Annotated in this window: 20 protein-coding genes; 13 read left to right on the forward strand and 7 right to left on the reverse strand. The window is 68.0% G+C overall.

Features of this window, described 5'->3' with window-relative positions:
* Positions 1 to 312, forward strand: a 312-nt coding sequence (locus QMO14_RS27735; RefSeq protein ID WP_301511128.1) for a tripartite tricarboxylate transporter substrate-binding protein, incomplete at its 5' end; no start/stop codon positions are given.
* A 71-nt stretch (positions 313 to 383) separates the two neighbouring features.
* Entirely contained in the window at positions 384 to 2,480 is a 2,097-nt protein-coding gene (locus QMO14_RS27740) for an alpha/beta hydrolase domain-containing protein (protein ID WP_301511129.1), read from the forward strand.
* 7 nt (positions 2,481 to 2,487) lie between these two features.
* On the opposite strand, the gene QMO14_RS27745 is transcribed toward QMO14_RS27740, so the two are convergent.
* A complete protein-coding gene (locus QMO14_RS27745) occupies positions 2,488 to 3,267 on the reverse strand; it encodes an NAD(P)H-dependent oxidoreductase (protein ID WP_301511131.1) in 780 nt (259 codons plus the stop codon).
* An 89-nt stretch (positions 3,268 to 3,356) separates the two neighbouring features.
* Between QMO14_RS27745 and QMO14_RS27750 the strand changes: the two genes are divergently transcribed.
* Positions 3,357 to 4,250 carry a LysR family transcriptional regulator gene (locus tag QMO14_RS27750; protein ID WP_301511133.1) on the forward strand — a complete coding sequence of 298 codons (894 nt, stop codon included), beginning with the start codon at positions 3,357 to 3,359 and terminating at the stop codon, positions 4,248 to 4,250.
* 15 nt (positions 4,251 to 4,265) lie between these two features.
* Here QMO14_RS27750 and QMO14_RS27755 read toward each other — a convergent pair whose 3' ends face one another.
* Positions 4,266 to 6,191: a sensor histidine kinase gene (locus QMO14_RS27755; RefSeq protein WP_301511135.1), complete on the reverse strand. Its 1,926-nt coding sequence runs from the start codon at positions 6,189 to 6,191 to the stop codon at positions 4,266 to 4,268.
* Positions 6,192 to 6,549: 358 nt separating this feature from the next.
* On the opposite strand from QMO14_RS27755, the gene QMO14_RS27760 reads away from it, so the two are divergent.
* Positions 6,550 to 7,563 carry an OmpA family protein gene (locus QMO14_RS27760; RefSeq protein ID WP_301511137.1) on the forward strand — a complete coding sequence of 338 codons (1,014 nt, stop codon included), beginning with the start codon at positions 6,550 to 6,552 and terminating at the stop codon, positions 7,561 to 7,563.
* A 21-nt stretch (positions 7,564 to 7,584) separates the two neighbouring features.
* Here the strand turns inward: QMO14_RS27760 and QMO14_RS27765 are convergent, their stop codons facing one another.
* On the reverse strand, positions 7,585 to 8,079 hold the full coding sequence (locus QMO14_RS27765; RefSeq protein WP_184641982.1) for an Lrp/AsnC family transcriptional regulator: 495 nt from the start codon (positions 8,077 to 8,079) through the stop codon (positions 7,585 to 7,587).
* A 65-nt stretch (positions 8,080 to 8,144) separates the two neighbouring features.
* Between QMO14_RS27765 and ilvB the strand changes: the two genes are divergently transcribed.
* Positions 8,145 to 9,929 carry a biosynthetic-type acetolactate synthase large subunit gene (ilvB, locus tag QMO14_RS27770; RefSeq protein WP_301511140.1) on the forward strand — a complete coding sequence of 595 codons (1,785 nt, stop codon included), beginning with the start codon at positions 8,145 to 8,147 and terminating at the stop codon, positions 9,927 to 9,929.
* 132 nt (positions 9,930 to 10,061) lie between these two features.
* On the opposite strand, the gene QMO14_RS27775 is transcribed toward ilvB, so the two are convergent.
* The 3 genes from QMO14_RS27775 to QMO14_RS27785 all read right to left on the reverse strand — a co-directional run bounded on the left by QMO14_RS27775 (position 10,062) and on the right by QMO14_RS27785 (position 13,883).
* On the reverse strand, positions 10,062 to 11,621 hold the full coding sequence (locus tag QMO14_RS27775; RefSeq protein WP_301511142.1) for a sodium:proton antiporter: 1,560 nt from the start codon (positions 11,619 to 11,621) through the stop codon (positions 10,062 to 10,064).
* A 69-nt stretch (positions 11,622 to 11,690) separates the two neighbouring features.
* Positions 11,691 to 13,427: a hypothetical protein gene (locus QMO14_RS27780; protein ID WP_301511144.1), complete on the reverse strand. Its 1,737-nt coding sequence runs from the start codon at positions 13,425 to 13,427 to the stop codon at positions 11,691 to 11,693.
* Between the two features lie 72 nt (positions 13,428 to 13,499).
* The gene (locus QMO14_RS27785; protein ID WP_301511146.1) at positions 13,500 to 13,883 is read right to left on the reverse strand and encodes a response regulator; all 384 of its coding nucleotides are present in this window, start codon (positions 13,881 to 13,883) and stop codon (positions 13,500 to 13,502) included.
* Positions 13,884 to 14,140: 257 nt separating this feature from the next.
* Here QMO14_RS27785 and dusA point away from each other — a divergent pair, with 257 nt between their 5' ends.
* Entirely contained in the window at positions 14,141 to 15,157 is a 1,017-nt protein-coding gene (gene dusA, locus QMO14_RS27790; protein ID WP_301511147.1) for a tRNA dihydrouridine(20/20a) synthase DusA, read from the forward strand.
* A gap of 167 nt (positions 15,158 to 15,324) precedes the next feature.
* On the forward strand, positions 15,325 to 16,110 hold the full coding sequence (locus QMO14_RS27795; protein ID WP_367618175.1) for an IclR family transcriptional regulator: 786 nt from the start codon (positions 15,325 to 15,327) through the stop codon (positions 16,108 to 16,110).
* 48 nt (positions 16,111 to 16,158) lie between these two features.
* Here QMO14_RS27795 and QMO14_RS27800 read toward each other — a convergent pair whose 3' ends face one another.
* A complete protein-coding gene (locus QMO14_RS27800; RefSeq protein ID WP_301511151.1) occupies positions 16,159 to 16,800 on the reverse strand; it encodes a GntR family transcriptional regulator in 642 nt (213 codons plus the stop codon).
* 128 nt (positions 16,801 to 16,928) lie between these two features.
* Here QMO14_RS27800 and scpA point away from each other — a divergent pair, with 128 nt between their 5' ends.
* The 6 genes from scpA to bioB form a co-directional block, all read left to right on the forward strand.
* Entirely contained in the window at positions 16,929 to 19,091 is a 2,163-nt protein-coding gene (gene scpA / locus QMO14_RS27805) for a methylmalonyl-CoA mutase (protein ID WP_301511153.1), read from the forward strand.
* A gap of 11 nt (positions 19,092 to 19,102) precedes the next feature.
* A complete protein-coding gene (locus QMO14_RS27810) occupies positions 19,103 to 19,576 on the forward strand; it encodes a GNAT family N-acetyltransferase (RefSeq protein WP_301511156.1) in 474 nt (157 codons plus the stop codon).
* 47 nt (positions 19,577 to 19,623) lie between these two features.
* Complete coding sequence (gene meaB, locus QMO14_RS27815) at positions 19,624 to 20,622, forward strand: methylmalonyl Co-A mutase-associated GTPase MeaB (protein ID WP_301511161.1); 999 nt, start codon at positions 19,624 to 19,626, stop codon at positions 20,620 to 20,622.
* Between the two features lie 43 nt (positions 20,623 to 20,665).
* Positions 20,666 to 22,210 carry an acyl-CoA carboxylase subunit beta gene (locus QMO14_RS27820; RefSeq protein ID WP_081269005.1) on the forward strand — a complete coding sequence of 515 codons (1,545 nt, stop codon included), beginning with the start codon at positions 20,666 to 20,668 and terminating at the stop codon, positions 22,208 to 22,210.
* Positions 22,211 to 22,230: 20 nt separating this feature from the next.
* Complete coding sequence (gene accC, locus QMO14_RS27825; protein ID WP_301511158.1) at positions 22,231 to 24,279, forward strand: acetyl-CoA carboxylase biotin carboxylase subunit; 2,049 nt, start codon at positions 22,231 to 22,233, stop codon at positions 24,277 to 24,279.
* Positions 24,279 to 24,924 (forward strand): biotin synthase BioB (gene bioB, locus QMO14_RS27830; protein WP_301511159.1); only part of this gene is annotated, 646 nt, incomplete at its 3' end. The genes accC and bioB, both read left to right, overlap by 1 nt.

Here is a 24,924-nt window from a genome sequence, read left to right on the forward strand (position 1 = left end):
CCTCAAGGAGATCTCGGCATCCACGCCCCGGGAGATAGCGCGCCCTACTCCGCCGAAGCCGGCGTCAAGGGCTACGAGATGGGCTACTGGTTCGCCGCCTACGCGCCCGCGAAGACGCCGCCGGCCGTGGTCAAGCGCCTCAACGAGCTGCTGGTGAAGGCCGCGAAGAGCGAAGCCGCGAAGACCGCGTTCTACGAGCCGACCGGCACCGAGGTGTTCACGAGTTCGCCGGAAGAACTGGCGAAGTTCCAGGCCGGCGAGTCGCAGAAGTGGGGCCGCATCGTGAAGGCTGCCGGCATCGAGGCCGAGTAACGGCAGAGCGCGCGCCGTAGCGGGGATCGGCGCCGCACGCAGACAAAGACACAAAACGAAGGAGACAAACCATGAAACGCTGGAGCCTCAGGGCTGCCACGGTGGCTTCGGCCGCCCTTTTTCTTCTGAGCGCCTGCGGCGGAAGCGGCGGCGGAGGAGCGGGCGGGCTGATCCTGCCGCCGCCTTCCACCGGAACCCCGTCGACGCCCCCGCCCGCCGCGGCCTCCGCCCCGAAATACAAGCTCGCCATCAGCGCGACCGAGGACGTGCCCGGCACGTTCGGCAGCGTGGGCGCCTACCAGAAGATCACCGGCACCTTCACCGGCGAGGTCGACCCGAAGGACGCGCGCAACGCGATCATCCAGGACCTGCAGCTCGCGCCGCTCAACGCCAACGGCAAGGTCGAGTACACCTCCGACTTCGTGCTCTTCAAGCCCAAGGACATGAGCAAGGCCAGCGGCGTGCTGCGCTACGACGCGCCGAATCGCGGCAACATCGTGAACCTCGATCCTTACTTCGCCTCGCGCGGCTACATGTTCCTCACGGCCGCATGGCAGGGCGACGTGCCGGCGGCTGCCGGCAAGCTCACGCTGAAGGTGCCGGTCGCGAAGAACGCCGACGGCAGCAGCATCACCGGTACCTACCGCGCCGAACTGCTGCCCACCGCCGCCACCAACGATTCGCTGCCGCTGCCCGGCGGCCCGTTCAACGCGGCGATGCAGGCTTACCCGGCCGCGAGCCTCGACAACACGAAGCCCGGCTACGTGCTCACGCGCCGCATCAACGAGGGCGACGCGCGCCAGCTGATTCCCGCGAGCGAATGGAAGTTCGCCAAGTGCAGCACCGCCATGCCGTTCCCGGGCACGCCCGACGAGACGAACGTGTGCCTGAAGGACAAGTGGGACCCGGCCTATCTGTACGAGCTGGTCTACGTCGCGAAGGACCCGAAGGTCATGGGCCTGGGCCTCGCGGCGCTGCGCGACATGATCAGCTTCTTCCACCGCGATGCGAGCGACTCGGCCGGCACGGCCAATCCGGTGGCCGCGGCGATAAGGAACACCATCGCCTCGGGCGTCTCGCAGTGCGGCAACTTCATGAAGACCTTCGTGCACCTGGGCTTCAACGAGGACCGCGCGGGCCGGAAGGTGTTCGACGGCGTGTTCGCGCAGATCGCGGCGCGGCAGACGAACATCAACATGCGCTTCTCCATTCCGGGCGGCGGTGGCGGCGTGCGCGCCGACCACACGGCCTTCGGTCAGGCGGGCACGCGCGGCCTTTCGAAGGACTACGTGGACGACGTGGCACAGCGGCGCGGCGGCATCCTGTCGCGCTGCGAGGCCAGCGGTACATGCCCCAAGCTCTTCATCGGCTTCAGCGGCACCGAGTTCTACGTTCTGCAGGGCTCTCCGCTCCTGACCGACGCGTGGGGCACGACCGACCTCGTGCAGCCAGCCAACGCCCGTGTCTACTACTACGCGAGCACGCACCATCTGCTGGGCCTTGCCTCGCTGCCGGGCGCGAGCGCCGGCGCGCTCTATGCGACCAACGGCAATGCCGGCGTGATTCCGGTGGTGCGCGCGCTCTACCAGAACCTGGAGGACTGGGTCGTCAATGGCACGACGCCGCCCGACAGCCAGGTGCCGAAGATCGCCGACGCCACGCTGGTGCGGCCGCCGCAGGTCAAGTTCCCGGCCATTCCGGGCGTGAGCTTCACCGGCCTGGTCAACAACTACTCGCTGCTCGACTGGGGCCCCAGCTACCGTCCGCAGGACGAGAGCGGCATCGCCACGCAGGTGCCGCCGGCCTACCTGGGCCGCGACTACGCGATCCTGGTGCCGCAGGTGGACGCCGACGGCAACGACGTCGCCGGCATCCGCAGCCTCGACGTGGCCGTGCCGCTGGGCACGAACACCGGCTGGAACTACACGAGCGTGCCCGGCCGCATCGACCAGGCGGGCCTGTTCGGCTCGTACTTCCCGTTCGCGAAGACAGCCGCGCTGCGTGGCGCCGATCCGCGCCCCTCGCTGCAGGAGCGCTATACCGACCAGGCGGGCTATGTCGCTGCCGTGACGGCTGCCGCCAACGACCTGGTGGCGAAGCGATTCATGCTGCGGGTGGATGCCGATGCGGCGATCGCCAACGCGGCGGCGAACCCGGTGCTGCCCTGAGCCTGCGTCAATCCGCGGTGTGCACCGCGAAGCCCGTCTTGCCCGGCGCGATGTGCTCGCGCAGGGTGAGCGCGGGAATTTCGTAGTCGCCTCCGTTCTGGCGGCGGAAAGGAATCGGCTCGGTGCTGAAGAGCGTGTCGAGCCGCTCGCCCAGCTCCCGCGTGATGCGCGCATACGCGGCTTCGTCGACCTTGTGGGTGCGATGCACCACATAGGGCGGCAGCACGTCGAAGCCGGGGTAGTAGAGGATGCCGTGGTGGATGGGAAAGAGCAGGTCGTCCATCGGCCCGTTGATGCCGCGGGGCGCGTAGTGCGAGGCCCAGCCGCCGGTGGTCACCACGAGCATGGCGCGCTTGCCGGCCATGGTGCCTTCGCCGAAGCGGTCGCCCCAGTGCGTGTCGGAATGCTCGCCGACGCCGTACGCGAAGCCGTAGGCGTAGATGCGCTCGATCCAGCCCTTGAGGATGGCGGGCATCGAGTACCACCAGAGCGGGAACTGCAGGATCACCGCGTCGGCCCAGAGCAGCTTTTCCTGCTCGGCGGCGATGTCGACGGCCTGCGTGCCGGCCTCGAAGGCCCGTTGCGAATCCAGGGCGGGGTCGAAGCGCGCGGCGGTGTCGCGCGCGGGAAAGTCGTCGGCGTCGAGCGCGGGCTTCCAGCGCATGGCGTAGAGGTCCGACACGCGCACGCTGTGGCCGGCGGCCGTCAGGCGGTCGACCATGAAGCGGTGCAGCGCGCCGTTGAGGGAGGCGGGTTCGGGATGGGCGAGGACCAGAAGGACATTCATGATTTCTTGAGGTTTCGAGTGGAGACGCCCTCAGGTTAGGTACGCTGGCGATATATTGGAAATGAATAGTCTGAATTCCAGGAATTGCCATGAACAATTTCAGCCGCCTCGACCTCAACTTGCTGGTAACGCTCGACACCCTGCTGGCCGAGCGCAACGTCACGCGCGCGGCCGAGCGGCTGAATCTGTCGCAGCCCTCGGTGAGCGTGCAGCTCGCCAAGCTGCGGGAGGTGTTCAACGATCCGCTGCTGCTGCCCGCACAGCGCGGCATGCGTCCCACCGCGCGGGCTGATGAGCTGCGCGAGCCGTTGCGCGAGGCGCTCGAGGCGCTGGGCCGCGCGGTGGCGCCGACGCGGCCCTTCGAGCCGGCCGAGGCCAGCACCACCTGGCGCGTCGCTGCCGCCGACTATGCCGAGTCGGCCATCCTGCTGCCTGCGCTGGCCGGGCTGCGTGCCGCCGCGCCGAACACGCGGCTGGCGGTGGTGGAGGCGGTGCCGTCGCGCATGGCGCGGCAGCTGGAAAGCGGCGAGATCGATCTGTTCTTCCACACCAGCGTGGGCGCGCCGCCGGGCCTGCATGCGCGGGTGCTGTTCAACGAACGCTATGTGCTCGTCGGGCGCGCCGGTCATCCGCGCCTGAAGCGCCGGCCGACGCTCGCGCAGTTCTGCGCGCTGGAGCACGTGGTGGTCTCGCTGGGCGGCGGCGGCTTTGCTGGGCCTACCGACGAGGCGCTGGCGGAGAAGGGCCTGACGCGCCGCGTGGTGCTGTCGGTGCCGCACTTTCTTTTCATGATGTCGGCGGTGGCAGGCACGGACATGGTCGCGATGCTGCCGGAGCGGCTGGCGCGCAACGCCGCAGGGCTGAGCGTGGTGGAGGCGCCGCTGGAGGTGCCGGGCTACGAGATGGCGATGCTCTGGCACGAGCGCCGGCATCGCGATCCGGCGCACAGGTGGCTGCGCGAACAGATCGCGGCGAGCCTCTGAGCCGGGGAGCCTGCCTCAGGCCACGCCCAGCACCTTGCCGACGCCGGCCGGCCGCTCCAGCGGAAGCCAGAGCACGAAGCGCGTGCCGGCGGCGCCGGCCTCCCAGCTCACGCTGCCGCCGATTTCCTGTGCGCGACGCTGCTGGTTGCGCAGGCCGCGGCCGCCACGCCGCATGGCTTCGTTCACGTCGAAGCCGCCGCCGTTGTCCTCGACGATCACGCACACGCCTTCGTCCGCCATCGCGGTGCTGACGCAGATGGTGGTGGCGCGCGTATGGCGCAGCACATTGGCCACGCACTCCTGCACGATGCGCAGGATGTGCAGCGCGCCGTCCGGGTCCAGCCAGGCGAGGGCGGGAACGGGCTGCACTTCCCACTGGAGGGTGATGCCCGCGCTCTCGATGCGCGGCGCCAGGCGAAAGCGCATGGTCGCCAGCAGCAGCAGCAGGTCGGCGTCGACGCTTTCCATGGAGTCGATCACCAGCCGCAGGTCTTCCATGCAGCCCTTGAGCACGCGGGAGATCTCGGCCTCGCTCATGGCGCCGCGCTCCACCGAGCGGATGGCGCTGATGAGCGAGGAGCCCAGCCCGTCGTGCATGTCCTGCATGAGGCGGCGGCGCTCGGCGCTGAGCATGTGCTGGTTCTCGCTCACGCGCAGCCGCTGGTAGCTCTGCTCCAGCTCGGCCTCGCGCTCCCGCAGGCGCAGCGCCAGGCCCATGTTCAGTCGGCCCACCTCGGCGAACGCGCCGGTGTAGCGCTGGAACATGATGTACGAGAAGACGAAGAACAGGCTGATGATGGCGTAGGGCGACATGTAGACGCTCTCCGGGCTCACCAGGTTGTTCTGCAGCAGCCCGTCGTAGGAAGTCAGCGCGAGCGCGAACACCGTCCAGCCCGCCACCAGGCGGCCTTCGGTCTGCAGCGTGCCCAGCGACTTGCGCAGGTTCACCGTGAAGATGAGCACCGCCACGGGCAGCACCGCGAGGTTGAGCAGCGGCGTGAACAGGTAGAGGCTGACGATCCTCGTCGACACGTGGGGCAGCGTCGAGACGCTGCAGGCCACTGCCAGGCCGACCGCGACGCGGGTGAGCCACACCGAGGGCTGCTGGTGCAGTCGCTGCAGGAACAGATGGATGAGGATGACCAGCCAGAGCAGGCTGGAAACGGTGATCCATTCGAACCACTCGTCAGAGACGGGGAGGTAGCTGCCGCCCGCGTAGTAGTGCAGCGTCCTGAAGAAGGCGAGCGCGGAGATGGCGAAGAACAGCAGGTAGAGCAGTTCGCGCCGCCGGCCCAGCCATACCGCGAAGGCGAACGCGCCGACCGCCAGGAAGGCGGCGCTGCCCATGAAAGGCAGCTGCACCTGCAGCAACTGGCGGATCTGGTAGCGCCAGCCCAGCGATTCCTCGCTGCCCACCCAGACGGTGGAAAAACCGCTGCCACTGTTGCGCAGGCGGTCCACGCGAATCAGCACGGTCTTAGGCGGCGGCGTGTTGGCCGTCGCGTTCAGCGGGATCAGCAGGGGATGGTTGTAGCCGTTGTGGACCGGGCTGCCGTGCGACTGGTGGAGCAGGGCGCCGTCGCCATACACCGCGATGTGGCCCAGCGTCTTCCAGCGCGGGAGATAGAGCAGCTGGGGCTCCCCCGCGGAAGCCCTGCCGGACAGGTCGATGCGGTACCAGTCGGTCACGGTGCGTGTGCCGCTGCCTTCGTCGGGCACCAGCTCGCGTCCCACTGTGTGCGGGAGGTTGACCTTCCTCCAGCCCTTTTCGGGCAGTGCCGCCTCCTGCGCGTCGCGCGGAGGAGCGGTGTAGCCGTTACCCGGGACGGAAAGCAGCTCGACCCGCGTGATGTGGACGGCCTCGCCGTCCTGCGGAGACTGCCGCGCTGCCGTCTCGGCGGCTTGTGCGCAAGACAGGAGTACCGGCGCGGCGGCCAGCAAAAGCTTTGCGATCCACCTGCCGATTCGCCAACAGCTCTTGCTGCCAAGCCTCATAGATCGCATTGCCTTGGAAGTCGCTTCTTTGTGATTGGCACCGGCCCGAAGCCGCTGCGTTGCGGCCTCGGGCCGTGGAGCCCGGATCCCGCCCTTGCGAGACGGGCGCGATTATGTTCGCCGTCGAACATTCCCGCGATTACGACCGCTAACACGGCGGCGAGCCATGTGCGCGGGCGTCCCGGCTGAGCGGCCGCGGCATAGGCCGTCCGTCGAATGCACAGCCGTGGAGGCATTCCCTAGCATCGACAGGCGCCGCGTTTCGCTCCCGTTCCCGCTTCCATTTCTCTTCCAGGGCCCGCCGATGAAACAGTCCGCCTTCATGGTTCTCGTTGCCCGCCTGGCGGCAGGCGCACTGCTCTCGGCGGCCGCCGGCTCCTTCGCCGCCGAGCCGGCCAAGGACAACCCGCTGATCGGCCGCTACGAAGGCTCGGTGCTCGACGGCTACAAGGCCGCCTCCTACGACGAGGTCGGCCTCATCAAGGAGCCCTTCCAGAACTGGGGCGGCGGCAAGCCCGAGCTGCTCAAGGTGGAGGGCAAGGTCACGCTCTACCTGTACAGGCTGCCCAAGGAGCGCTCGCTGCTGGAGGTGCAGCGCAACTACGAGTCCAGCCTCAAGGCCAAGGGCTTCGAGCTGCTGTTCAGCTGCGCGACCTCCAACGCCTCCTGCTACAAGCCGCGCCCCGGCGGCGTGGACACGACCACGCCCTACGACTTCGCGCTGGCCTTCGACGAGCCCGAGTGGCCGCGCCTGGGCAGCCGGGGCGACTATGCGCGCAACTACTTCTCGGTGAGCGGACGCTACCTGCTCGCGAGGAAGACCGGCCCGGGCGGCACCGTCTACGCCAGCATCGCGCTGGCCGAGCACAACGCCGAGGTCGGCAACCACGCCTTCGTGCGCGTGGTCGAGAGCAAGGCGATGGAGGAGAACAAGATCGTGTTCCTCGACGCCACGGCCATGCAGAAGAGCCTGGCGGAGACGGGGCGGGTCAATCTCTACGGCATCCTGTTCGATCTCGACCGGGACGTGATCCGGCCCGAGTCGAAGCCCACGCTCGACGAAATGACCAAGCTGATGCGCAACAACCCGCCGCTGAAGCTGTCGGTGGTGGGCCACACCGACGCACAGGGCGACGCGAAGCACAACGACGATCTGTCGAAGCGACGGGCACTGGCGGTGATCGCGGTACTGGTGAAAGCCGGCGTGGACCCGCGCCGCTTCACCACGCGCGGGGCGGGCGCCTCGGAGCCGGTGGCGCCCAACGACAGCGAGGCGGGGCGGGCGAAGAACCGGCGGGTGGAACTGATCCGGCTCTGAGCCCGGCCATGGCAGCGCGCCTCAGATGATGGGCACGCTCGCTTCCTTCAGCACCCGCAGCACGAAGTGCGACTTGCTGTGGCGGATGCCCGGGATCTTGTAGAGCTTCTCGCGCAGCAGCCGCTCGTAGTCGCGCGTGTCGCGCACGGCGATGCGGATGTAGTAGTCGTAGTCGCCCGAGACCAGGTAGGCCTCCTGGATCTCCGGAATGGTGGCGAGCGTGCGGCCGAAGTCGTAGAGGGTCTCGTCGGTGTGGCTCTCGAGCGTGACCTGCACGATCACCGAGTCGTGGTAGCCCAGCTTGGCCGGGTCGACGTCCACCGTGTAGCGCTTGATGACGCCCGTGGCCTCCAGTTTCTTGATGCGCGTCCAGCAACTGGTGGGCGAGAGGCCGACCTCGTTGCCGATCTCCTGCAGGGTCTTGCGCGAGTCCAGCAGGAGCACCCGCAGGATCGCCAGGTCGGTCTTGTCGAAAGATCCTTCGCTGTCGCTCGGTGTTTGCCGATTGGTTTTCATGAATCGAGCTTAAAGGGCCAAAAGAAAGATGCATATTCTGCGCCCGAAACGGAAGAATTGACGGCATGCGACTGCTCGACCTACCCCCCACGTCCTCCCCGTCTCTCCACCCTGATGCGAAGCCGGTGCGCATCCGCAACGGCGCTGAAGCCCTGCTCGACACCCTGGTCGAGTGCGGCGTGGACACGATCTTCGGCTACCCCGGCGGTGCGGCGCTCCCGCTGTACGACGCGCTGCACGGTGAACCCCGGCTGCGCCACGTGCTGGTGCGCCACGAGCAGGCGGCCGTGCATGCGGCGGAGGGCTATGCGCGCAGCACCGGCCGCGTGGGCGTGGTGCTGGTCACCTCGGGGCCGGGCGTGGGCAACACCATCACCGGGCTGCTGGACGCGATGAGCGATTCGGTGCCGGTGCTGTGCATCAGCGGGCAGGTGGCCACCGCCGTCATCGGTACGCAGGCGTTCCAGGAGAGCGACGCGCTGGGCATGTCGCGCCCGGTGACGAAGTGGAACCGCCAGGTGCGCGCCGCCGACGACGTGCCCGCGCTGGTTCGCCGTGCGCTGGAGATCGCATCGACCGGCCGCCCCGGCCCCGTGCTGCTCGACGTGCCGAAGGACATCCAGCTCCAGCGCCTGGGCCGCGCCGCCGAGCCTGCGCAGTTGCGCGCCCTGCGCACCAGCCGTACCGCGCTGCCGCCGAAGGCCATGGTGCAGCGCGCGGCCGATCTGCTTTCGACCGCCCGCCGGCCCGTCATCTACGGCGGCGGCGGACTGGTCAACTCGGGGCCGGCGGCCTGTGAGGCTTTCGCGAAGCTGGTGAACCTGATGCACGCGCCGTGCACGCTCACGCTGATGGGGCTGGGCGCGTTTCCGGCGTCGGACCCGAAATTCATCGGCATGCTGGGCATGCACGGCATGCTCGAGGCCAACCTCGCGATGCACGAGGCCGACCTGGTGGTGTGCGTCGGAGCGCGCTTCGACGACCGCGTGACCGGCAAGCTCGACGAGTTCTGCCCGCACGCCCGCAAGATCCACATCGACATCGACCCCGGCAGCATCAACAAGGTGGTGCGCGTGGACGTGCCGATGGTGGGCGACTGCGCGGCGATCCTCGAGAGCCTGCTGTCGCTGCTGCCCGCCGAGGGCTTCTCGCCCGAGCGGCTGGCGCCGTGGTGGGAGCGCATCGAGCGCTGGCGCGCCGTCGACTGCCTGGCCTTCGAACCGAAGGCCGGTTCGATCCTGCCGCAGCAGCTGATGTCCTCGCTGCAGCGCGCCATCGCCGGGCGCGACGCCATCGTGTCGACCGACGTGGGCCAGCACCAGATGTGGGCCGCGCAGTACCTGCGCTTCGACAGCCCGCGCCGCTGGCTCACCTCCGGCGGCGCCGGCACCATGGGCTACGGGCTGCCCGCCGCCATCGGCGCGCAGATCGGCCACCCCGGCGCGCTCACCGTGTGCGTGAGCGGCGACGCCTCGGTGCTGATGAACATCCAGGAACTCTCCACGGCGGTGCAGCACCGCGTGCCGGTGAAGCTGGTGCTGAGCAACAACGGCTACATGGGTATGGTGCGCCAGTGGCAGGAGCTGAACCACGGCAACCGCCTGAGCCACAGCTGGAACGAGGCGTTGCCCGACTTCGTGGCGCTGGCCAAGGCCTTCGGCTGGGGTGCGCGGCGGGTGTGCGACCCGGCGGAGCTGGAAGACGCGCTGGCCGAGTGCCTCGCGAGCGAGGGCCCGTTCTTCCTCGACGTGCAGGTCGAAGCGCAGGAGAACTGCTTTCCGATGATGCCCTCGGGCCACGGCCACCACCGGGTGATGCTGGCGAAGGACCGGTGGTACGAGGATGTCTGAAGGTCTTGTTCCCTCTCCCTCTGGGAGAGGGCCAGGGTGAGGGCGCTGTGCGATCGATGAGGCGCGGCCTCGATGTGGAGGCCGAGGCTCTCACCCCAACCCTCTCCCCGAGGGGAGAGGGAGCCATGCGGATCAGACGCTCTGCAGCCGCACGTCGTTCGCCGGGATGGCGTTGAGTTCGGCCCAGTCCATCTCTTCCTCGAGCTGGTGGTAGGCGTCGTCCTCGATCTCGCCGGCGCGGCGTAGCGAGTCGAGTGCTTGCCGCTGCGCGCGGATGGCCACGGCGCGCAATTGGTCGTGCGCAGTCTTGGCCTGCGGCTGGCGCTGGTCCTGCGCCAGGACGCGGGCCGCGCGGTACTCGTCGCGCACTGCATCGGCTTCGCGGCTGTCTTCCGCTTCGATGGCTGCGAGCGCCGCGTCCATCATCGCGGTGCGGGCGAGCGAGAGTTCCTTGTCCAGCGAATCGTCGGGCTCGATCTTCAGCGCCCGGATCAGCGGCCCGATGGTGAAGCCCTGGATCACCAGCGTGCCCAGCACCACCGCGAATGCGCTGAGCACGATGAGGTCGCGCCCCGGAAAATCCGCCGGCAGCGCGAAGGCTGTGGCCAGCGTGACCAGCCCGCGCATGCCCGACCATCCGACCAGCACGCTGATGCGCCTCGAAGGCAGCGGCATCTTGCGCCCGCGCGCGATCAGCCGCAGCTTGTACCGGCGCATGGCCGCGCCATAGATCAGCACCCACGCCACCCGCACCGCGATCACCAGCACCAGCACGAGGCCCGCGAACTCCAGCGCATGCGCCAGCTGCGGACCCGACAGCCGCGTGAGGATGCCGCGCGCCTGCAGCCCCATGAGGAAGAAGGCCAGCACGTTGAGCGTGAACACCACCGCGCCCCACACCGCGTAGGAATGCACGCGGTCGCGCGGCGCATGGCGCTTCGGCGCGAACTGGCCCAGCGTCATGCCGAAGGCCACTACCGAGATGATGGGTGAAAGGTGCAGCCGCTCGGCCACGATCCACGCGCCGAAGGTCATCACGAACTGGAAGATGATGGCCGAGCGCGTGCCCGCGAAGAGCGGCGCGCCAAAGTGGAGATTGAGCTTGGCGAAGGCGAAGCCCACCAGCGCGCCGCCGGGCACCGCCACCAGCAGCATCGGCAGCGAGCTCGTCATCGGCACGTGCGCGGCGCCGGCCGCCGACACCGCCACGCCGAAGACCAGCAGCGCCACCGCGTCGTTGAGCAGGCTCTCGCCGTTGATGATCGACAGCGTGCGCCGTGGAATGCGGAACTGCTGCATCACCGCCGCCGCGGCCACCGCGTCGGGCGGCGCGACGATCGCGCCGAGCGTGATCGCCGCGGCCAGCGGCAGCCCCGCGAAAGCCCAGCCGGCCCATGCGACCACGGCCGTGGTCAGCAGCACCGCCACCAGCACCAGCGAGACCAGCGACATCCAGTTGCGCCGCAGCTCGCGCGGGGAGGTGTCGAAGGCCGAGTCGAGCAGGGCGGGCGCGATGAAGAGCGCGAGCGCCAGGTGCGGATCGAGGCTCACGTGCGGCACCCAGGGCATGGCGCCCAGGCACACGCCGGCCAGCGCCAGCATCGACGGGTAGGGCAGTGCCAGGCGCCGCGAGAGCTGCAGCAGCAGGCAGGCGGCGATCAGCATGATGAGCACGTTCTCGAAGACGTCCATCGGGGCCTCGGTCTTGGTGTTGTTGTCGGACGGACTGGATACTAGGGCCAGCCGCCGGCCTCGGGGCGCTCAGGAGTGCCCGTCCACCCGCATCTGGAACAGGAAGTAGGGCGGAATGCAGGCGCCTTGCCCCTCGGGCTTGCCATCGGCCTGTGCGCAGATGTAGTCGTCGCGGCAGGCCTGCTGCGCCGAGCAACTGCGCAGGTTGCCGGGCCGCGTGTGCTTCGCCAGGCATTCGCCGAAAGGTTTTTTCGCGGCGAGACAGCTGTTGAAGTCGCTGAGGATCGCGATGCCACCGCAGGTGCCGTTCGGGTTCCTGGGGTCGCAGGGGCCGGAGCACATGCCGCCCGGAAAGCCGACCGAGGTTTTCTCGCATACCGATGACGCGCCTTCGCAGGCAACGCGCGGCAGCTTCTCGGCGCGGTCGAGCCATGCGTTGGCCGACTGCGTGATGCGCGTGGGCTCGCAGCGCGCGCCGACGGTCGCGCGCCCGGCTGCGGCATTCGCTTCCATCGGCTCGGCCAGGGGCCGGAATGGATCGGGCCTTGGCGTGGAGAGCGCGGCGCGCACATAGCTTTCGCGCCGCGCCAGCTCGTCCTGCACGTGCGGCGAGTGCGGCACCGCCAGCGCGTTGCCGGTGGTGAAGGTCCGCGAGGCGCCGCGCCGGTCGACGCCCAGCAGGTGGAAGCCCGCGACCGCGCGGCTCTGGTGACAGCCCATGCAGCTCAGGTCGTCGAGGCGGCGCAGGATGGCTTGGGGCGACTGCAGCGTGCGGCTGGCGGGCACGGCCTGCCATTCGCCGGGCGTGAAGATCTGCGCGAAGGGCCGGTTCGCGAGCCGTTCCAGCCCGCGCGGCGCGACCGAGATGGCTTCGGTGGCGAGGAACCTGTCGGGAATCTGCAGCGTGGCCTCGTCCAGCGCGCGCAGGTTCGCAGGCTGCTGCAGCCACTTCTGCAGCTCCTTGCGCAGCGGGGCATTGGCCTTGAGCCTGGCGACGTCGGGCGTGTTCTCCAGCGGCGCGACATCGAAGCGCCTGGCGCCCGCGTTCCAGCGGAAGGCGCGCAGCATGTATTCGGCATGGCCGCCCAGGTCGGGCCGCACAGCCGAGGGCCRGCGCACGCTCTGCAGGTTGGTCGTGAGCTGCGCGATGCGCGCGTGCTCCAGCCGTTTCGGCGCCAGCGGGCCATCGGCGGAAATCAGCCAGCGGCCCAGCGCCTCGTCGGCCATCGCGGCCTGCGGCGGCTGCCAGCGCTTCGCAACAGTGGCGCAGCTTCCGTCGGCATCGGGTGCGTCGCCGCGCAGCTCGACGTTGACCGTCATCGGCAGGCGCGACTGCATCGCCGCCGTGCGGTAGGCCAGCCGGTACACCAGCCGCGTCTCGCCGCATGCGCCGTGCTGGAAGGGCCGGCGGTCCATGCGGTTGGCCACGCCAACCAGTTCGAAGAAGGCATCGGGGCTCGCGAGCCAGCGCGCGTCGAACAGCCGGTGCGGATAGCGCGAGACGCCTACGCCCGCCTGCTTGTCGCGCCGCTGGATGCTGGCGAGGCTCGCAGCCAGCGGGCCTGCGATGGAGCGCCAGGCCGGCGATGGCATCAGCGCCTCGTTGGGGGTGACGCCATCGGCGGATTGCGCCGATTCGCCGCCCATCCAGCGCGCGAAGCCGGCGCCGGATTTCTCCGCCGCCTGCAGCGCGGCGGGCGAAGTGATGAGCAGCACCGGCTGCGCCGCGAGCGCCGTGGGCGCGGCGGACGCGAACGTCAGTGCGAGCAGGAGGGCGAAGGGCAGGTGATGTCGGATGCACGGCACGCGGACGATTGTGCAGCCGGACTCGCGCGAGAGCCCCCGATGAGTAAGCCCCGCAGGGCTGCCCGACTTATCTCAGCGCCGCGGCGAGATGCTCAGCTTCCTGCAGAAGTCGTAGAAGGCTTCGAGCTGCAGCGACTTGTCGAACACTGCATCCACGCCGGCGGAGAGCGCGCCTTCGCGCACTTCCGACGTGGCATGGTTCATCAGCACCACCGTGCGCTGCGCCGGCGACTTGTGCTCCTGCAGGTACTGCGCCACGGTGAGCCCGTTGCCCTCGGCCAGGAAGATGTCGATGACCGCCGCGTCCCATTCCTCCGGGTTCCTCCCGAGCCAGTCGATGGCGTCCACGGAGGTGGTGGCGGTGCCGATCACGTCGCAGCCGGAAAACTCCTGCAGCCCGTCGGTCAGCGTGGTGGCGATCAGAGGGTTGTCTTCTATCAGGTAGATGCGGGTCATTATTCGCAGTCGGGCTTCTCGGGCAGTCTTCGTTCGTTCTCGTCGGCTTGTCTCGGGCCGACACAGGCATTCTCCCTGCCGGTGTGGCGTGTCGAGTCGGACAACGCCTCCATCGGCCGTAGAACCTTGAGCGGGCTGCGGCGCGCCGCAGGGTCGGCTGGCATGTTCAGCGCGACGCGGGCGGCTACATGGCCAGGCGGGAGCGCCTGGAAAGGGCGGCGTGAGAAACTAGCAGGCTTGCCCGCCCGGCTCGGCCAGTGCCCGGGCCCCGTCGCCAACCACAGGAATCCCGCGTTTTGGAAGAGAAGGTCGTCTCCGTTGCACCCATGATGGATTGGACCGACAGGCACTGTCGCTACCTCCATCGCCTGCTCTCGCGCCACGCGCTGCTCTACACCGAGATGGTCACGACCGGCGCATTGATGCACGGCGACGTGCCGCGCCACCTTCGCTTCAACGCCGAGGAGCACCCTGTCGCGTTGCAGCTCGGTGGCAGCGAGCCGGCCGATCTGGCGCACTGTGCGAAGCTCGGCGAGGAGTGGGGCTACGACGAGATCAATCTGAATTGCGGCTGCCCCAGCGAGCGGGTGCAGCGCGGTGCCTTCGGTGCCTGCCTCATGAACGAGCCGCAGTTAGTGGCCGACTGCGTGAAGGCGATGGTCGACGCGGTCGGCATTCCGGTGACGGTCAAGCACCGCATCGGCATCGACAGGATCGAGAGCTACGAATTCGTGCGCGACTTCGTCGGCCAGGTGAGCGAGGCCGGCTGCAGAACCTTCATCGTGCACGCGCGCAATGCGTGGCTGCAGGGGCTGAGCCCGAAGCAGAACCGCGAGATTCCGCCGCTGCGCTACGAGCTGGTGCACCGGCTGAAGCACGAGTTTCCCGACCTGCACATCGCCATCAACGGCGGCATCACGGTCAACGCGCAGGTGCACGAGCATCTGCGCCTGCTCGACGGCGTGATGGTGGGGCGCGAGGCATATCACAACCCCTGGTGGCTGGCCGAGTGGGACGCCGAGTTCTTCGGCGCCGGCGAGCAGACGCTGACGCGCGATGAAGTCGAGTCGCTGATGTGCGACTACATGGCCCGCGAGGCGGCCGGGCACGGCACGCACTGGTGGCCGATCGCCCGGCACATGCTGGGTCTGCGCAACGGTCTTCCGGGTGCGCGCCGCTGGCGGCAGGTCTGGAGCGACCATCGGCTCAAGACGCTGCCCGCGCACGAAGTCATGGCGCTGGCACGCGAGCCTGCCGCTGCGCAGGCGGCCTGAATCCGGGGCGCCGCGCGCGCTTTTGCCGGTACGGCATCAGGGGCCGGAATCGGCCACCAAGCCTTTCCTGAAACGATGTTCCGAAATTGCTACTTCACGATAAGTGGCGCGTCAACCGTTTTTTGCTGAAAAATGAGGACATCAGGGACATAAAAAGGTTTGGATACATGAGTGACGCGATTGGCGGCAAAGAAGAAGTAAGTGCGCTCGCCAGAGGACTGGCTCTCCTGAGAGTCATCGGCATGGCCTCGGCACCCATAGGCAATCGCGAACTGGCGGACACCACCGGCATTCCCAAAGCCACGGTGTCCCGGCTCACCGCCACGCTGGTGAGTGCGGGGTATTTACGACAGTCCCAGGACAGCGAGCGTTTCAGCCTCGGCCCCGCGCTGCTCGACATGAGCAGCCGCTACCTTCGCCACTTCGACCTGCGCACCGTGGCCCGGCCGCATCTGGCGGCGCTCTCGGAGGCTGCGGGCGTGAGCGTGCACCTCGGCGTGCGCGACGAGCTCGACATGCTGGTCATCGACTCGCTGCGGCCCCGCTCGGTGGTCATCAGCTCCCGCATCGAGGTCGGCACGCGCATGACCATCGCGACCTCGGCCGCCGGGCGCGCTTATCTCGCGGCCCTGCCTGCGGCGGAGCAGTCCGAGCTGCTGGCCCAGATACGGGCCGAGAGCGGCGAGAGCTGGGGCGTCATCGAGCCGGGCCTGATGTCCGGCCTCGATGAATACACCCGGCTGGGCTACTGCGGCTCCTTCGGCGAATGGAACCCCCACATCCACGCCATCGGCTTCGCGCTGGAAGGCCCGCGCGGCGAACGTTATTCCGTGAGCTGCGGCGGCCCTGCCTACCTGTTGCCCAAGGACACGATGGTGACCCGCATCGCACCGCTGCTGCTGGAAACCGCGCAGCACCTGGCCAACGAAACCGGCACCCTCGGCCTGGATTGAGCCGGGGGGTGCGAAGCGACACGAAGTGCGCGCAGCCTGGGGGCGGACCTAATTCGCCGCTTCAAGCCCGTTGCGGAAGTGCTCGCGCATGCGGGCCATGGCGGCTTCCGCGTCGCGTGCCTCGATGGCGGCCATCACCGCGCGGTGCTCGGCCAGCGATTCCCCGATGCGCCCGGCCTTCAGCAGCGAGTTGTGCCGGTTGAGCTTCATCACCTTGCGCAGGTCGGCCACCATCTGGTCGCGCCACTTGTTGTCGGCGATGGCCAGCAGCCGCATGTGGAAGCGCTCGTTCAGGGCGAAGAAGTGTTCCCGGTTCTCGGGCGAGGCCGCGGCCTCCAGCTCGGCATGCAGCGCCTTCAGCTCGGCGCGCTGGGCTTCGGTGGCGCGCTCGGCCACCACGCCGGCGGCATCGCTCTCCAGCAGCGAGAGCAGGTGATAGACGTCAGCCAGGTCCTGTTCCGACACCTCGGTCACGTACGCGCCGCGCCGCACCTTCATCGTCACCAGCCCCTCGGCCGCCAGCACCTTCAGCGCCTCGCGCAGCGGGGTGCGGCTGATGCCGTATTCCTCGGCCAGCTTGAGTTCGTCGATCCAGCTGCCGGGCTCCAGCTCGCGGCGAAAGATCCGCTGGCGCAGCAGTTCGGCGACCTCTTCGTAGAGGGCGCGGGGGGTGAGGGTGACGGCGGACATGGGCCGGACTGTACTTCAAAAATGGCGTTTGAATTAATAATTATGGATCGGTTAGACTCGCGGCCGGCTTGCAAATCCCTGCAGGCGAATTTGCGAACACCCTGCAAGACTCTGCGAACGGCCCCCTCATGAGCAGCAAACCCGAACCCTCTTTCAAGCAAGCCGACCTCGAAGCCTGGGCCAAGGCCGCAGCCAAGTCCGCACCCGGCGGCGACGTGAGCGCGCTGAACTGGATCACGCCCGACGGCATCGCCGTGAAGCCGCTGTACACCGCCGCCGACCTGCAGGGCCTGAAGTACACCGACACGCTGCCCGGCTTCGAGCCCTATCTGCGCGGCCCGCAGGCCACCATGTACGCGGTGCGCCCCTGGACCATCCGCCAGTACGCCGGCTTCTCGACCGCGGAAGAGTCGAACGCCTTCTACCGCAAGGCGCTGGCCGCCGGCGGGCAGGGCGTGAGCGTGGCCTTCGACCTCGCCACCCACCGCGGCTACGACAGCGACCATCCGCGCGTGACCGGCGACGTCGGCAAGGCCGGCGTGGCGATCGACTCGGTCGAGGACATGAAGATCCTGTTCGACCAGATCCCGCTCGACAAGGTGAGCGTGTCCATGACGATGAACGGCGCCGTGCTGCCGGTTCTCGCGGGCTACGTGGTTGCGGCCGAAGAGCAGGGCGTGGCGCAAGACCAGCTCAGCGGAACCATCCAGAACGACATCCTCAAGGAGTTCATGGTCCGCAACACGTACATCTTTCCGCCGGCGCCGAGCATGCGGATCATCGGCGACATCATCGAGTACACGGCGCAGAAGATGCCCAAGTTCAACTCGATCTCGATCAGCGGCTACCACATGCAGGAAGCCGGCGCCAACCAGGCGCTGGAGCTCGCCTTCACGCTCGCCGACGGCAAGGAATACGTGAAGACCGCGCTGGCCAAGGGCCTGGACGTCGATGGCTTCGCCGGCCGCCTGAGCTTCTTCTGGGCCATCGGCATGAACTTCTATCTCGAAGTCGCCAAGATGCGCGCCGCGCGCCTGCTGTGGTGCCGCATCATGAAGGAGTTCGAGCCCAAGAATCCCAAGAGCCTGATGCTGCGCACGCATTGCCAGACCTCCGGCTGGAGCCTCACCGAGCAGGACCCGTACAACAACGTGGTGCGCACCACCATCGAGGCGATGGCGGCGGTGTTCGGCGGCACGCAGAGCCTGCACACCAACGCGCTCGACGAAGCCATCGCGCTGCCCACCGAATTCAGCGCCCGGATCGCGCGCAACACGCAGCTCATCATCCAGGAAGAGACGCACATCACCAACGTGATCGACCCCTGGGCCGGCAGCTACATGATGGAGAAGCTCACGCAGGACATGGCTGACGCGGCCTGGACCATCATCGAGGAAGTCGAGGCCATGGGCGGCATGACCAAGGCTGTCGACAGCGGCTGGGCCAAGCTCAAGATCGAGGCGGCCGCCGCCGAGAAGCAGGCGCGCATCGACTCGGGCAAGGACGTGATCGTCGGCGTCAACAAGTACAAGCTGAAGAACGAAGATGCGATCGACAGCCTTTCGATCGACAACGTGAAGGTGCGCGAACAGCAGGTCGCGCGCCTGCAGAAGATCCGCGCCTCGCGCGACACGGCCAAGGTGCAGGCCGCGCTCGACGCGCTCACCGAGGCCGCCGAAAGCAACACCGGCAACCTGCTGGCGCTGAGCATCGACGCCGTGCGCCTGCGCGCCACGGTGGGCGAGATTTCCGACGCGCTCGAAAAGTCCTTCGGCCGCCACCGTGCCGACACGCAGAAGGTGACCGGCGTGTATGCGGCCGCCTACGACTCGGCCGAAGGCTGGGAAACGCTCAAGACCGAAATCAACGCCTTCGCCGAGGAGCAGGGCCGTCGCCCGCGGGTGATGATCTCCAAGCTCGGGCAGGACGGCCACGACCGCGGCGCCAAGGTCGTGGCCACGGCTTTTGCCGACCTGGGTTTCGACGTGGACATGGGACCGCTCTTCCAGACGCCCGAAGAGTGCGCGCGCCAGGCCATCGAGAACGACGTGCACGCAGTGGGTGTGAGCACGCTCGCGGCCGGCCACAAGACGCTTGTGCCGGCCATCATCAATGAGCTCAAGAAGCAGGGCGCGGACGACATCATCGTGTTCGTCGGCGGCGTGATTCCGCGTCAGGACTACGACTTTCTCTACGAAGCCGGCGTCAAGGGCATCTACGGACCGGGCACGCCCATTCCGGCCAGCGCCAAGGACGTGCTGGAGCAGATTCGCGCGGCGGTCACGGCCTGAGGCGCGCCGTCGTGAGCGATCTCTTGTCGCGGCTGTCGCTGCAGCCGGTCGATTCCAGCGAATTCGAGGCCATGCTGGCCCTGCGCATCGACGCGATGCGCCCGAGCCTGGAGCGCGTCGGCCGCTTCGACGCGGCGCGCTCGCGCGAGCGCCTGAGCGCGGGCTTCGTGGTGCCCTACATGCACCACATCGTGCTCGACGGCGACCAGCGCATCGGCTTCGTCACGCTCAAGCCCGAGGACAGCGACGCGCTGCGCCTCGACCATCTCTACCTGCGCACCGGCTTCCAGGGCCTGGGCATCGGCGAATGGGTGCTCGAATGGGCCAAGTCGCAGGCGCGCGAGCAGCGGCTGGACATCAAGCTCACCGCGCTCTTGAAAAGCGACGCCAACCGCTTCTACCTGCGCCACGGCTTCGTGCTCGAAGGCGGCGAGGGCGTCGACCTGCATTACCGCTGGCGCGTGGCGTCGGAGGCTGCGTGCTGAGCGACAAGGCACAGGCCCTCGAAAGCGCGATTGCCGGCACCGAAGGCATGCCGCAGCGGCGCGCCATCGCCAAGGCCATCACGCTGCTCGAATCGACGCGCGGTGACCACCGCGCGCAGGCCGACGAGCTGCTCACGGCGCTCCTGCCGCGCACCGGGAATTCCTTTCGCCTCGGCATTTCGGGCGTGCCCGGTGTCGGCAAATCGACCTTCATCGAGACGCTGGGCCTGCTGCTGATCGGCAAGGGGCACCGCGTCGCCGTGCTCACCATCGACCCTTCGTCCACCGTCTCGGGCGGCTCCATCCTCGGCGACAAGACGCGCATGGAACGGCTCTCGGTGAATGAGCGCGCCTACATCCGCCCCAGCCCGTCGAGCGGCACGCTGGGCGGCGTGGCCGAGAAGACGCGCGAGGCCATGCTGGTTTGCGAAGCGGCCGGCTACGACATCGTGATCGTCGAGACCGTCGGTGTGGGCCAGAGCGAGACGGCAGTGGCCGGCATGACCGACATGTTCGTGCTGCTGCAGCTGCCCAACGCGGGCGACGACCTGCAGGCCATCAAGAAGGGTGTGATGGAGCTGGCCGACCTCGTCGTCATCAACAAGGCCGACATCGACAAGGACGCTGCCACCCGCGCGCAGGCGCAGATCACCTCGGCGCTGCGGCTCTTCGGTCACCAGGGCAACCCCGAGCATGCGCACGCGGCGCACGACGCGCACAGCGGCGCCGAGGTGCGCTTCTGGCTGCCCAAGGTGCTGCAGCTCAGCGCGCTGGCCAACACGGGCGTCGACGCCTTCTGGGAGGCAGTCACGCAGTTCAGGCAGCTGCAGACCGCCAACGGCAGGCTGGCGAAGCGCCGCGAGAAGCAGGCCACCGCGTGGATGTGGGAGCGCATCGACGCCGGCCTCAAGCAGGCCTTCAGACATCACCCCCAGGTGCGCGAACTGCTGCCGCAGCTCACGCAGCAAGTGGCACAGGGCACGCTGCCGGCCTCCACGGCCGCGCGCAACCTGCTCGCCGCGGCCGCCATCGCGGCCAGACCATGAAGAAAAGACACGGAATCCAGGACCACAGCTTCGAAAGCACACCATGCAAGAACTGATCGAACAACTCGAAAAGCGCCGCGCCCAGGCGCGTCTCGGCGGCGGGCAGAAGCGCATCGACGCGCAGCATGCCAAGGGCAAGCTCACGGCGCGCGAGCGCATCGAGCTCCTGCTCGACGACAACACCTTCGAAGAGTGGGACATGTTCGTCGAGCACCGCTCGGTCGACTTCGGCATGGCCGAGCAGAAGATCCCCGGCGACGGCGTGGTCACCGGCTACGGCATGATCAACGGCCGCCTGGTGTTCGTGTTCAGCCAGGACTTCACCGTCTTCGGCGGCGCGCTCAGCGAGGCCCACGCCGAGAAGATCTGCAAGGTGATGGACCAGGCCATGAAGGTCGGCGCACCGGTCATCGGCCTCAACGACTCCGGCGGCGCACGCATCCAGGAAGGCGTGGCCTCGCTCGGCGGTTATGCCGACGTGTTCCAGCGCAACGTGATGGCCTCCGGTGTGGTGCCGCAGATCAGCATGATCATGGGCCCCTGCGCCGGCGGTGCGGTGTACTCGCCGGCCATGACCGACTTCATCTTCATGGTGAAGGACTCCAGCTACATGTTCGTCACCGGCCCCGAGGTGGTGAAGACCGTCACGCACGAGAGTGTCACGGCCGAGGAACTGGGCGGCGCCATCACCCACACCACCCGCAGCGGCGTGGCCGACATGGCGTTCGAGAACGACGTCGAGGCGCTGATGATGCTGCGCCGCCTCTACAACTACCTGCCGCTGAACAACCGCGAGAAGCCGCCCGTGCGCCTGGGCAACAACGGCCTGGGCGACCCGGCCGACCGGCCCGACTATTCGCTCGACACCCTGGTGCCCGACAACCCGAACAAGCCCTACGACATCAAGGAGCTGATCCTGAAGGTGGTGGACGACGGCGACTTCTTCGAGCTGCAGCCCGACTATGCGAAGAACATCGTGATCGGCTTCGCCCGCATGGAAGGCCAGACCATCGGCATCGTCGCCAACCAGCCGCTGGTGCTCGCGGGCTGCCTCGACATCAAGAGCAGCATCAAGGCCGCGCGCTTCGTGCGCTTCTGCGACGCCTTCAACATCCCGGTCGTCACCTTCGTCGACGTGCCCGGCTTCATGCCCGGCACCGGCCAGGAGTACGGCGGCATCATCAAGCACGGCGCCAAGCTGCTCTATGCGTATGCGGAGTGCACGGTGCCGAAGATCACCGTCATCACGCGCAAGGCCTACGGTGGCGCCTACGACGTGATGGCTTCCAAGCACCTGCGCGGCGACGTCAACCTCGCCTGGCCGCGCGCCGAGATCGCGGTGATGGGCGCCAAGGGCGCGGTGGAAATCATCTTCCGCGAGGACAAGAACGACCCCGAGAAGCTCGCCGCCCGCGAGGCCGAATACAAGGCCCGCTTCGCCAACCCCTACGTGGCCAGCGCACGCGGCTACATCGACGACGTGATCCTGCCGCACGAGACCCGCAAGCGCATCTGCCGCTCGCTGGTGATGCTGCGCGAGAAGAAGCTCGAGAACCCGTGGCGCAAGCACGGAAATATTCCACTGTGAGCGGTACGGAGAAGAAGAACATGTTCAAGAAAATCCTGATCGCCAACCGTGGCGAAATCGCCTGCCGCGTCATTCAGACGGCCAAGAAGATGGGCATCCTCACCGTCGCCGTCTACTCCGACGCCGACAAGGAGGCCCGCCACGTCGAACTGGCCGACGAGGCCGTGCACATCGGTGCCGCGCCCAGCCGCGAGAGTTACCTGCAGGCCGACCGCATCATCGCGGCCTGCAAGAAGACCGGCGCGCAAGCCGTGCACCCGGGCTACGGCTTCCTGTCGGAGAACGAAGCCTTCGCGCGGCAGGTCGAGGAAGAGGGCATCGCCTTCATCGGGCCGAAGCACTATTCGATCGCAGCGATGGGTGACAAGATCGCCTCCAAGAAGCTCGCGAACGAGGCCAAGGTCAACACCATTCCCGGCTGGAACGACGCCATCGAGACGGCGGAGCGCGCGGTCGAGATCGCCAAGGACATCGGCTACCCGGTGATGATCAAGGCCTCGGCCGGCGGCGGCGGCAAGGGCCTGCGCGTGGCCTTCAACGACAAGGAGGCCTTCGAGGGCTTCACATCCTGCCGCAACGAGGCGCGCAACAGCTTCGGCGACGACCGCGTGTTCATCGAGAAGTTCGTGGAGGAGCCGCGCCACATCGAGATCCAGGTGCTGGGCGACTCGCACGGCAACGTCATCTACCTGAACGAGCGCGAGTGCTCCATCCAGCGCCGCCACCAGAAGGTGATCGAGGAGGCGCCGTCGCCCTTCATCTCCGACGCCACGCGCAAGGCGATGGGCGAGCAGGCTGTGGCGCTGGCCAAGGCCGTGAAGTACCAGAGCGCGGGCACGGTGGAGTTCGTGGTCGGCAAGGACCAGAGCTTCTATTTCCTCGAAATGAACACCCGCCTGCAGGTGGAGCACCCGGTGACGGAGTGCATCACCGGCCTCGACCTGGTGGAGCTGATGATCCGCGTGGCCGCCGGCGAGAAGCTGCCGCTGACGCAGGAGCAGGTGAAGCGCGACGGCTGGGCCATCGAGTGCCGCATCAACGCGGAAGACCCGTTCCGCAACTTCCTGCCTTCCACCGGCCGGCTGGTGAAGTTCCAGCCACCGGGCGAAACCATGTTCGCGAGCGACACGCAGCGCCTGAACGGCGTGCGCGTGGACACCGGCGTGTACGAGGGCGGCGAGATCCCGATGTACTACGACTCGATGATCGCCAAGCTCATCGTGCACGGAAAGGACCGCCAGCACGCGATCGCCCGCATGCGCGAGGCGCTCAACGGCTTCGTGATCCGCGGCATCAGCAGCAACATCCCGTTCCAGGCGGCGCTGCTGGCGCATCCGAAGTTCGTGGCGGGCGACTTCAACACCGGCTTCATCGCCGAGCACTACGGCAAGGGCTTCCACGCGGAAGACGTGCCGCACACCGACCCTTCGTTCCTGATCGCGCTGGCGGCGTATGTGCATCGCCGTTACCGCGCGCGGGCTTCCGGCATCAGCGGGCAGCTCGAAGGCCACGGCGTGAAGGTGGGCGAGCAGTTCGTGGTGGTCGAGCTGGGGCACGAGGGCAAGCATGTGCATCACCCGGTCTCGGTCACCGATTTCCACGGCAAGACCGGCGCGAGCTCCGTGACCGTGGGCGGCAAGAGCTACAAGATCGACAGCAGCCTCGCGCTGGGCTCGATCCGGGTGCAGGGCACCGTCAACGACAGGCCCTTCACCGCCCAGGTGGAGCGCGGCGCGGGCAAGAGCCCGCTGGCGTTGCGCGTGTCGCACGACGGCACGCAGATCGAGGCGATGGTGATGTCGCCGCTGGGCGCGCGCCTGCTCGAACTCATGCCCTACAAGGCACCGCCGGACCTGAGCAAGTTCCTGATGTCGCCGATGCCGGGCCTGCTCGTGGAGGTGTCGGTGCAGCCGGGCCAGCAGGTGCGCGCCGGCGAGAAGCTGGCCGTCATCGAGGCGATGAAGATGGAAAACGTGCTGTTCGCCGCGCAGGATGGTGTGGTGGGCAAGATTTCGGCGAACAAGGGCGAATCGCTCTCCGTCGATCAGATCATTCTGGAGTTCAACTGATGGGTGCCAACGACTTTCAACACGCGCAACAGGTGCAGCAGGGGATAAAGCTGCATCGCCCGGCCAAGGTCGCGGCGCCGCAGGGCCCGTGGTCCGTGGAGGCGATCCAGGCGCTGCTCGACAAGCCGCTGATGGACCTGCTGTTCGAGGCGCAGACCGTGCACCGCCAGCATTTCCCCGAAGGCGACATCGAGCTGGCGACGCTGCTGTCGGTGAAGACCGGCGGCTGCCCCGAGAACTGCGGCTACTGCCCGCAGTCGGCCGAGTTCGACACCGGCGTGAAGGCGCAGAAGCTCATGGAGATCGAGGAGGTTGTGCGCGCCGCGCAGGCCGCCAAGGACGCCGGCGCCACACGCTTCTGCATGGGCGCCGCGTGGCGCGCCCCGAAAGACCGCGACGTGGAAAAGGTGGCCGTGCTGGTCGAGGCCGTGAAGGGGCTGGGCATGCAGACCTGCGCCACGCTCGGCATGCTGGAGCCGCACCATGCGCACCAGCTCAAGGCCGCCGGCCTGGACTACTACAACCACAACCTCGACACCGCGCCCGAGTACTACACCGACGTGGTCGACACACGCACCTACCAGGACCGGCTCGACACGCTGGCCAACGTGCGCAGCGCGGGCATCAGCGTGTGCTGCGGCGGCA

The organism is Variovorax sp. CAN15 (assembly GCF_030462475.1).
In the GTDB taxonomy this organism is placed as follows: domain Bacteria; phylum Pseudomonadota; class Gammaproteobacteria; order Burkholderiales; family Burkholderiaceae_C; genus Variovorax.

Coding starts and splice junctions, on each gene's coding strand:
- QMO14_RS27740 (WP_301511129.1), top strand. CDS start 384: ATGAAACGCTGGAGCCTCAGGGCTGCCACGGTGGCTTCGGCCGCCCTT.
- QMO14_RS27745 (WP_301511131.1), bottom strand. CDS start 3,267: ATGAATGTCCTTCTGGTCCTCGCCCATCCCGAACCCGCCTCCCTCAAC.
- QMO14_RS27750 (WP_301511133.1), top strand. CDS start 3,357: ATGAACAATTTCAGCCGCCTCGACCTCAACTTGCTGGTAACGCTCGAC.
- QMO14_RS27760 (WP_301511137.1), top strand. CDS start 6,550: ATGAAACAGTCCGCCTTCATGGTTCTCGTTGCCCGCCTGGCGGCAGGC.
- QMO14_RS27765 (WP_184641982.1), bottom strand. CDS start 8,079: ATGAAAACCAATCGGCAAACACCGAGCGACAGCGAAGGATCTTTCGAC.
- ilvB (WP_301511140.1), top strand. CDS start 8,145: ATGCGACTGCTCGACCTACCCCCCACGTCCTCCCCGTCTCTCCACCCT.
- QMO14_RS27775 (WP_301511142.1), bottom strand. CDS start 11,621: ATGGACGTCTTCGAGAACGTGCTCATCATGCTGATCGCCGCCTGCCTG.
- QMO14_RS27785 (WP_301511146.1), bottom strand. CDS start 13,883: ATGACCCGCATCTACCTGATAGAAGACAACCCTCTGATCGCCACCACG.
- QMO14_RS27795 (WP_367618175.1), top strand. CDS start 15,325: ATGAGTGACGCGATTGGCGGCAAAGAAGAAGTAAGTGCGCTCGCCAGA.
- QMO14_RS27800 (WP_301511151.1), bottom strand. CDS start 16,800: ATGTCCGCCGTCACCCTCACCCCCCGCGCCCTCTACGAAGAGGTCGCC.
- scpA (WP_301511153.1), top strand. CDS start 16,929: ATGAGCAGCAAACCCGAACCCTCTTTCAAGCAAGCCGACCTCGAAGCC.
- meaB (WP_301511161.1), top strand. CDS start 19,624: ATGCCGCAGCGGCGCGCCATCGCCAAGGCCATCACGCTGCTCGAATCG.
- QMO14_RS27820 (WP_081269005.1), top strand. CDS start 20,666: ATGCAAGAACTGATCGAACAACTCGAAAAGCGCCGCGCCCAGGCGCGT.
- accC (WP_301511158.1), top strand. CDS start 22,231: ATGTTCAAGAAAATCCTGATCGCCAACCGTGGCGAAATCGCCTGCCGC.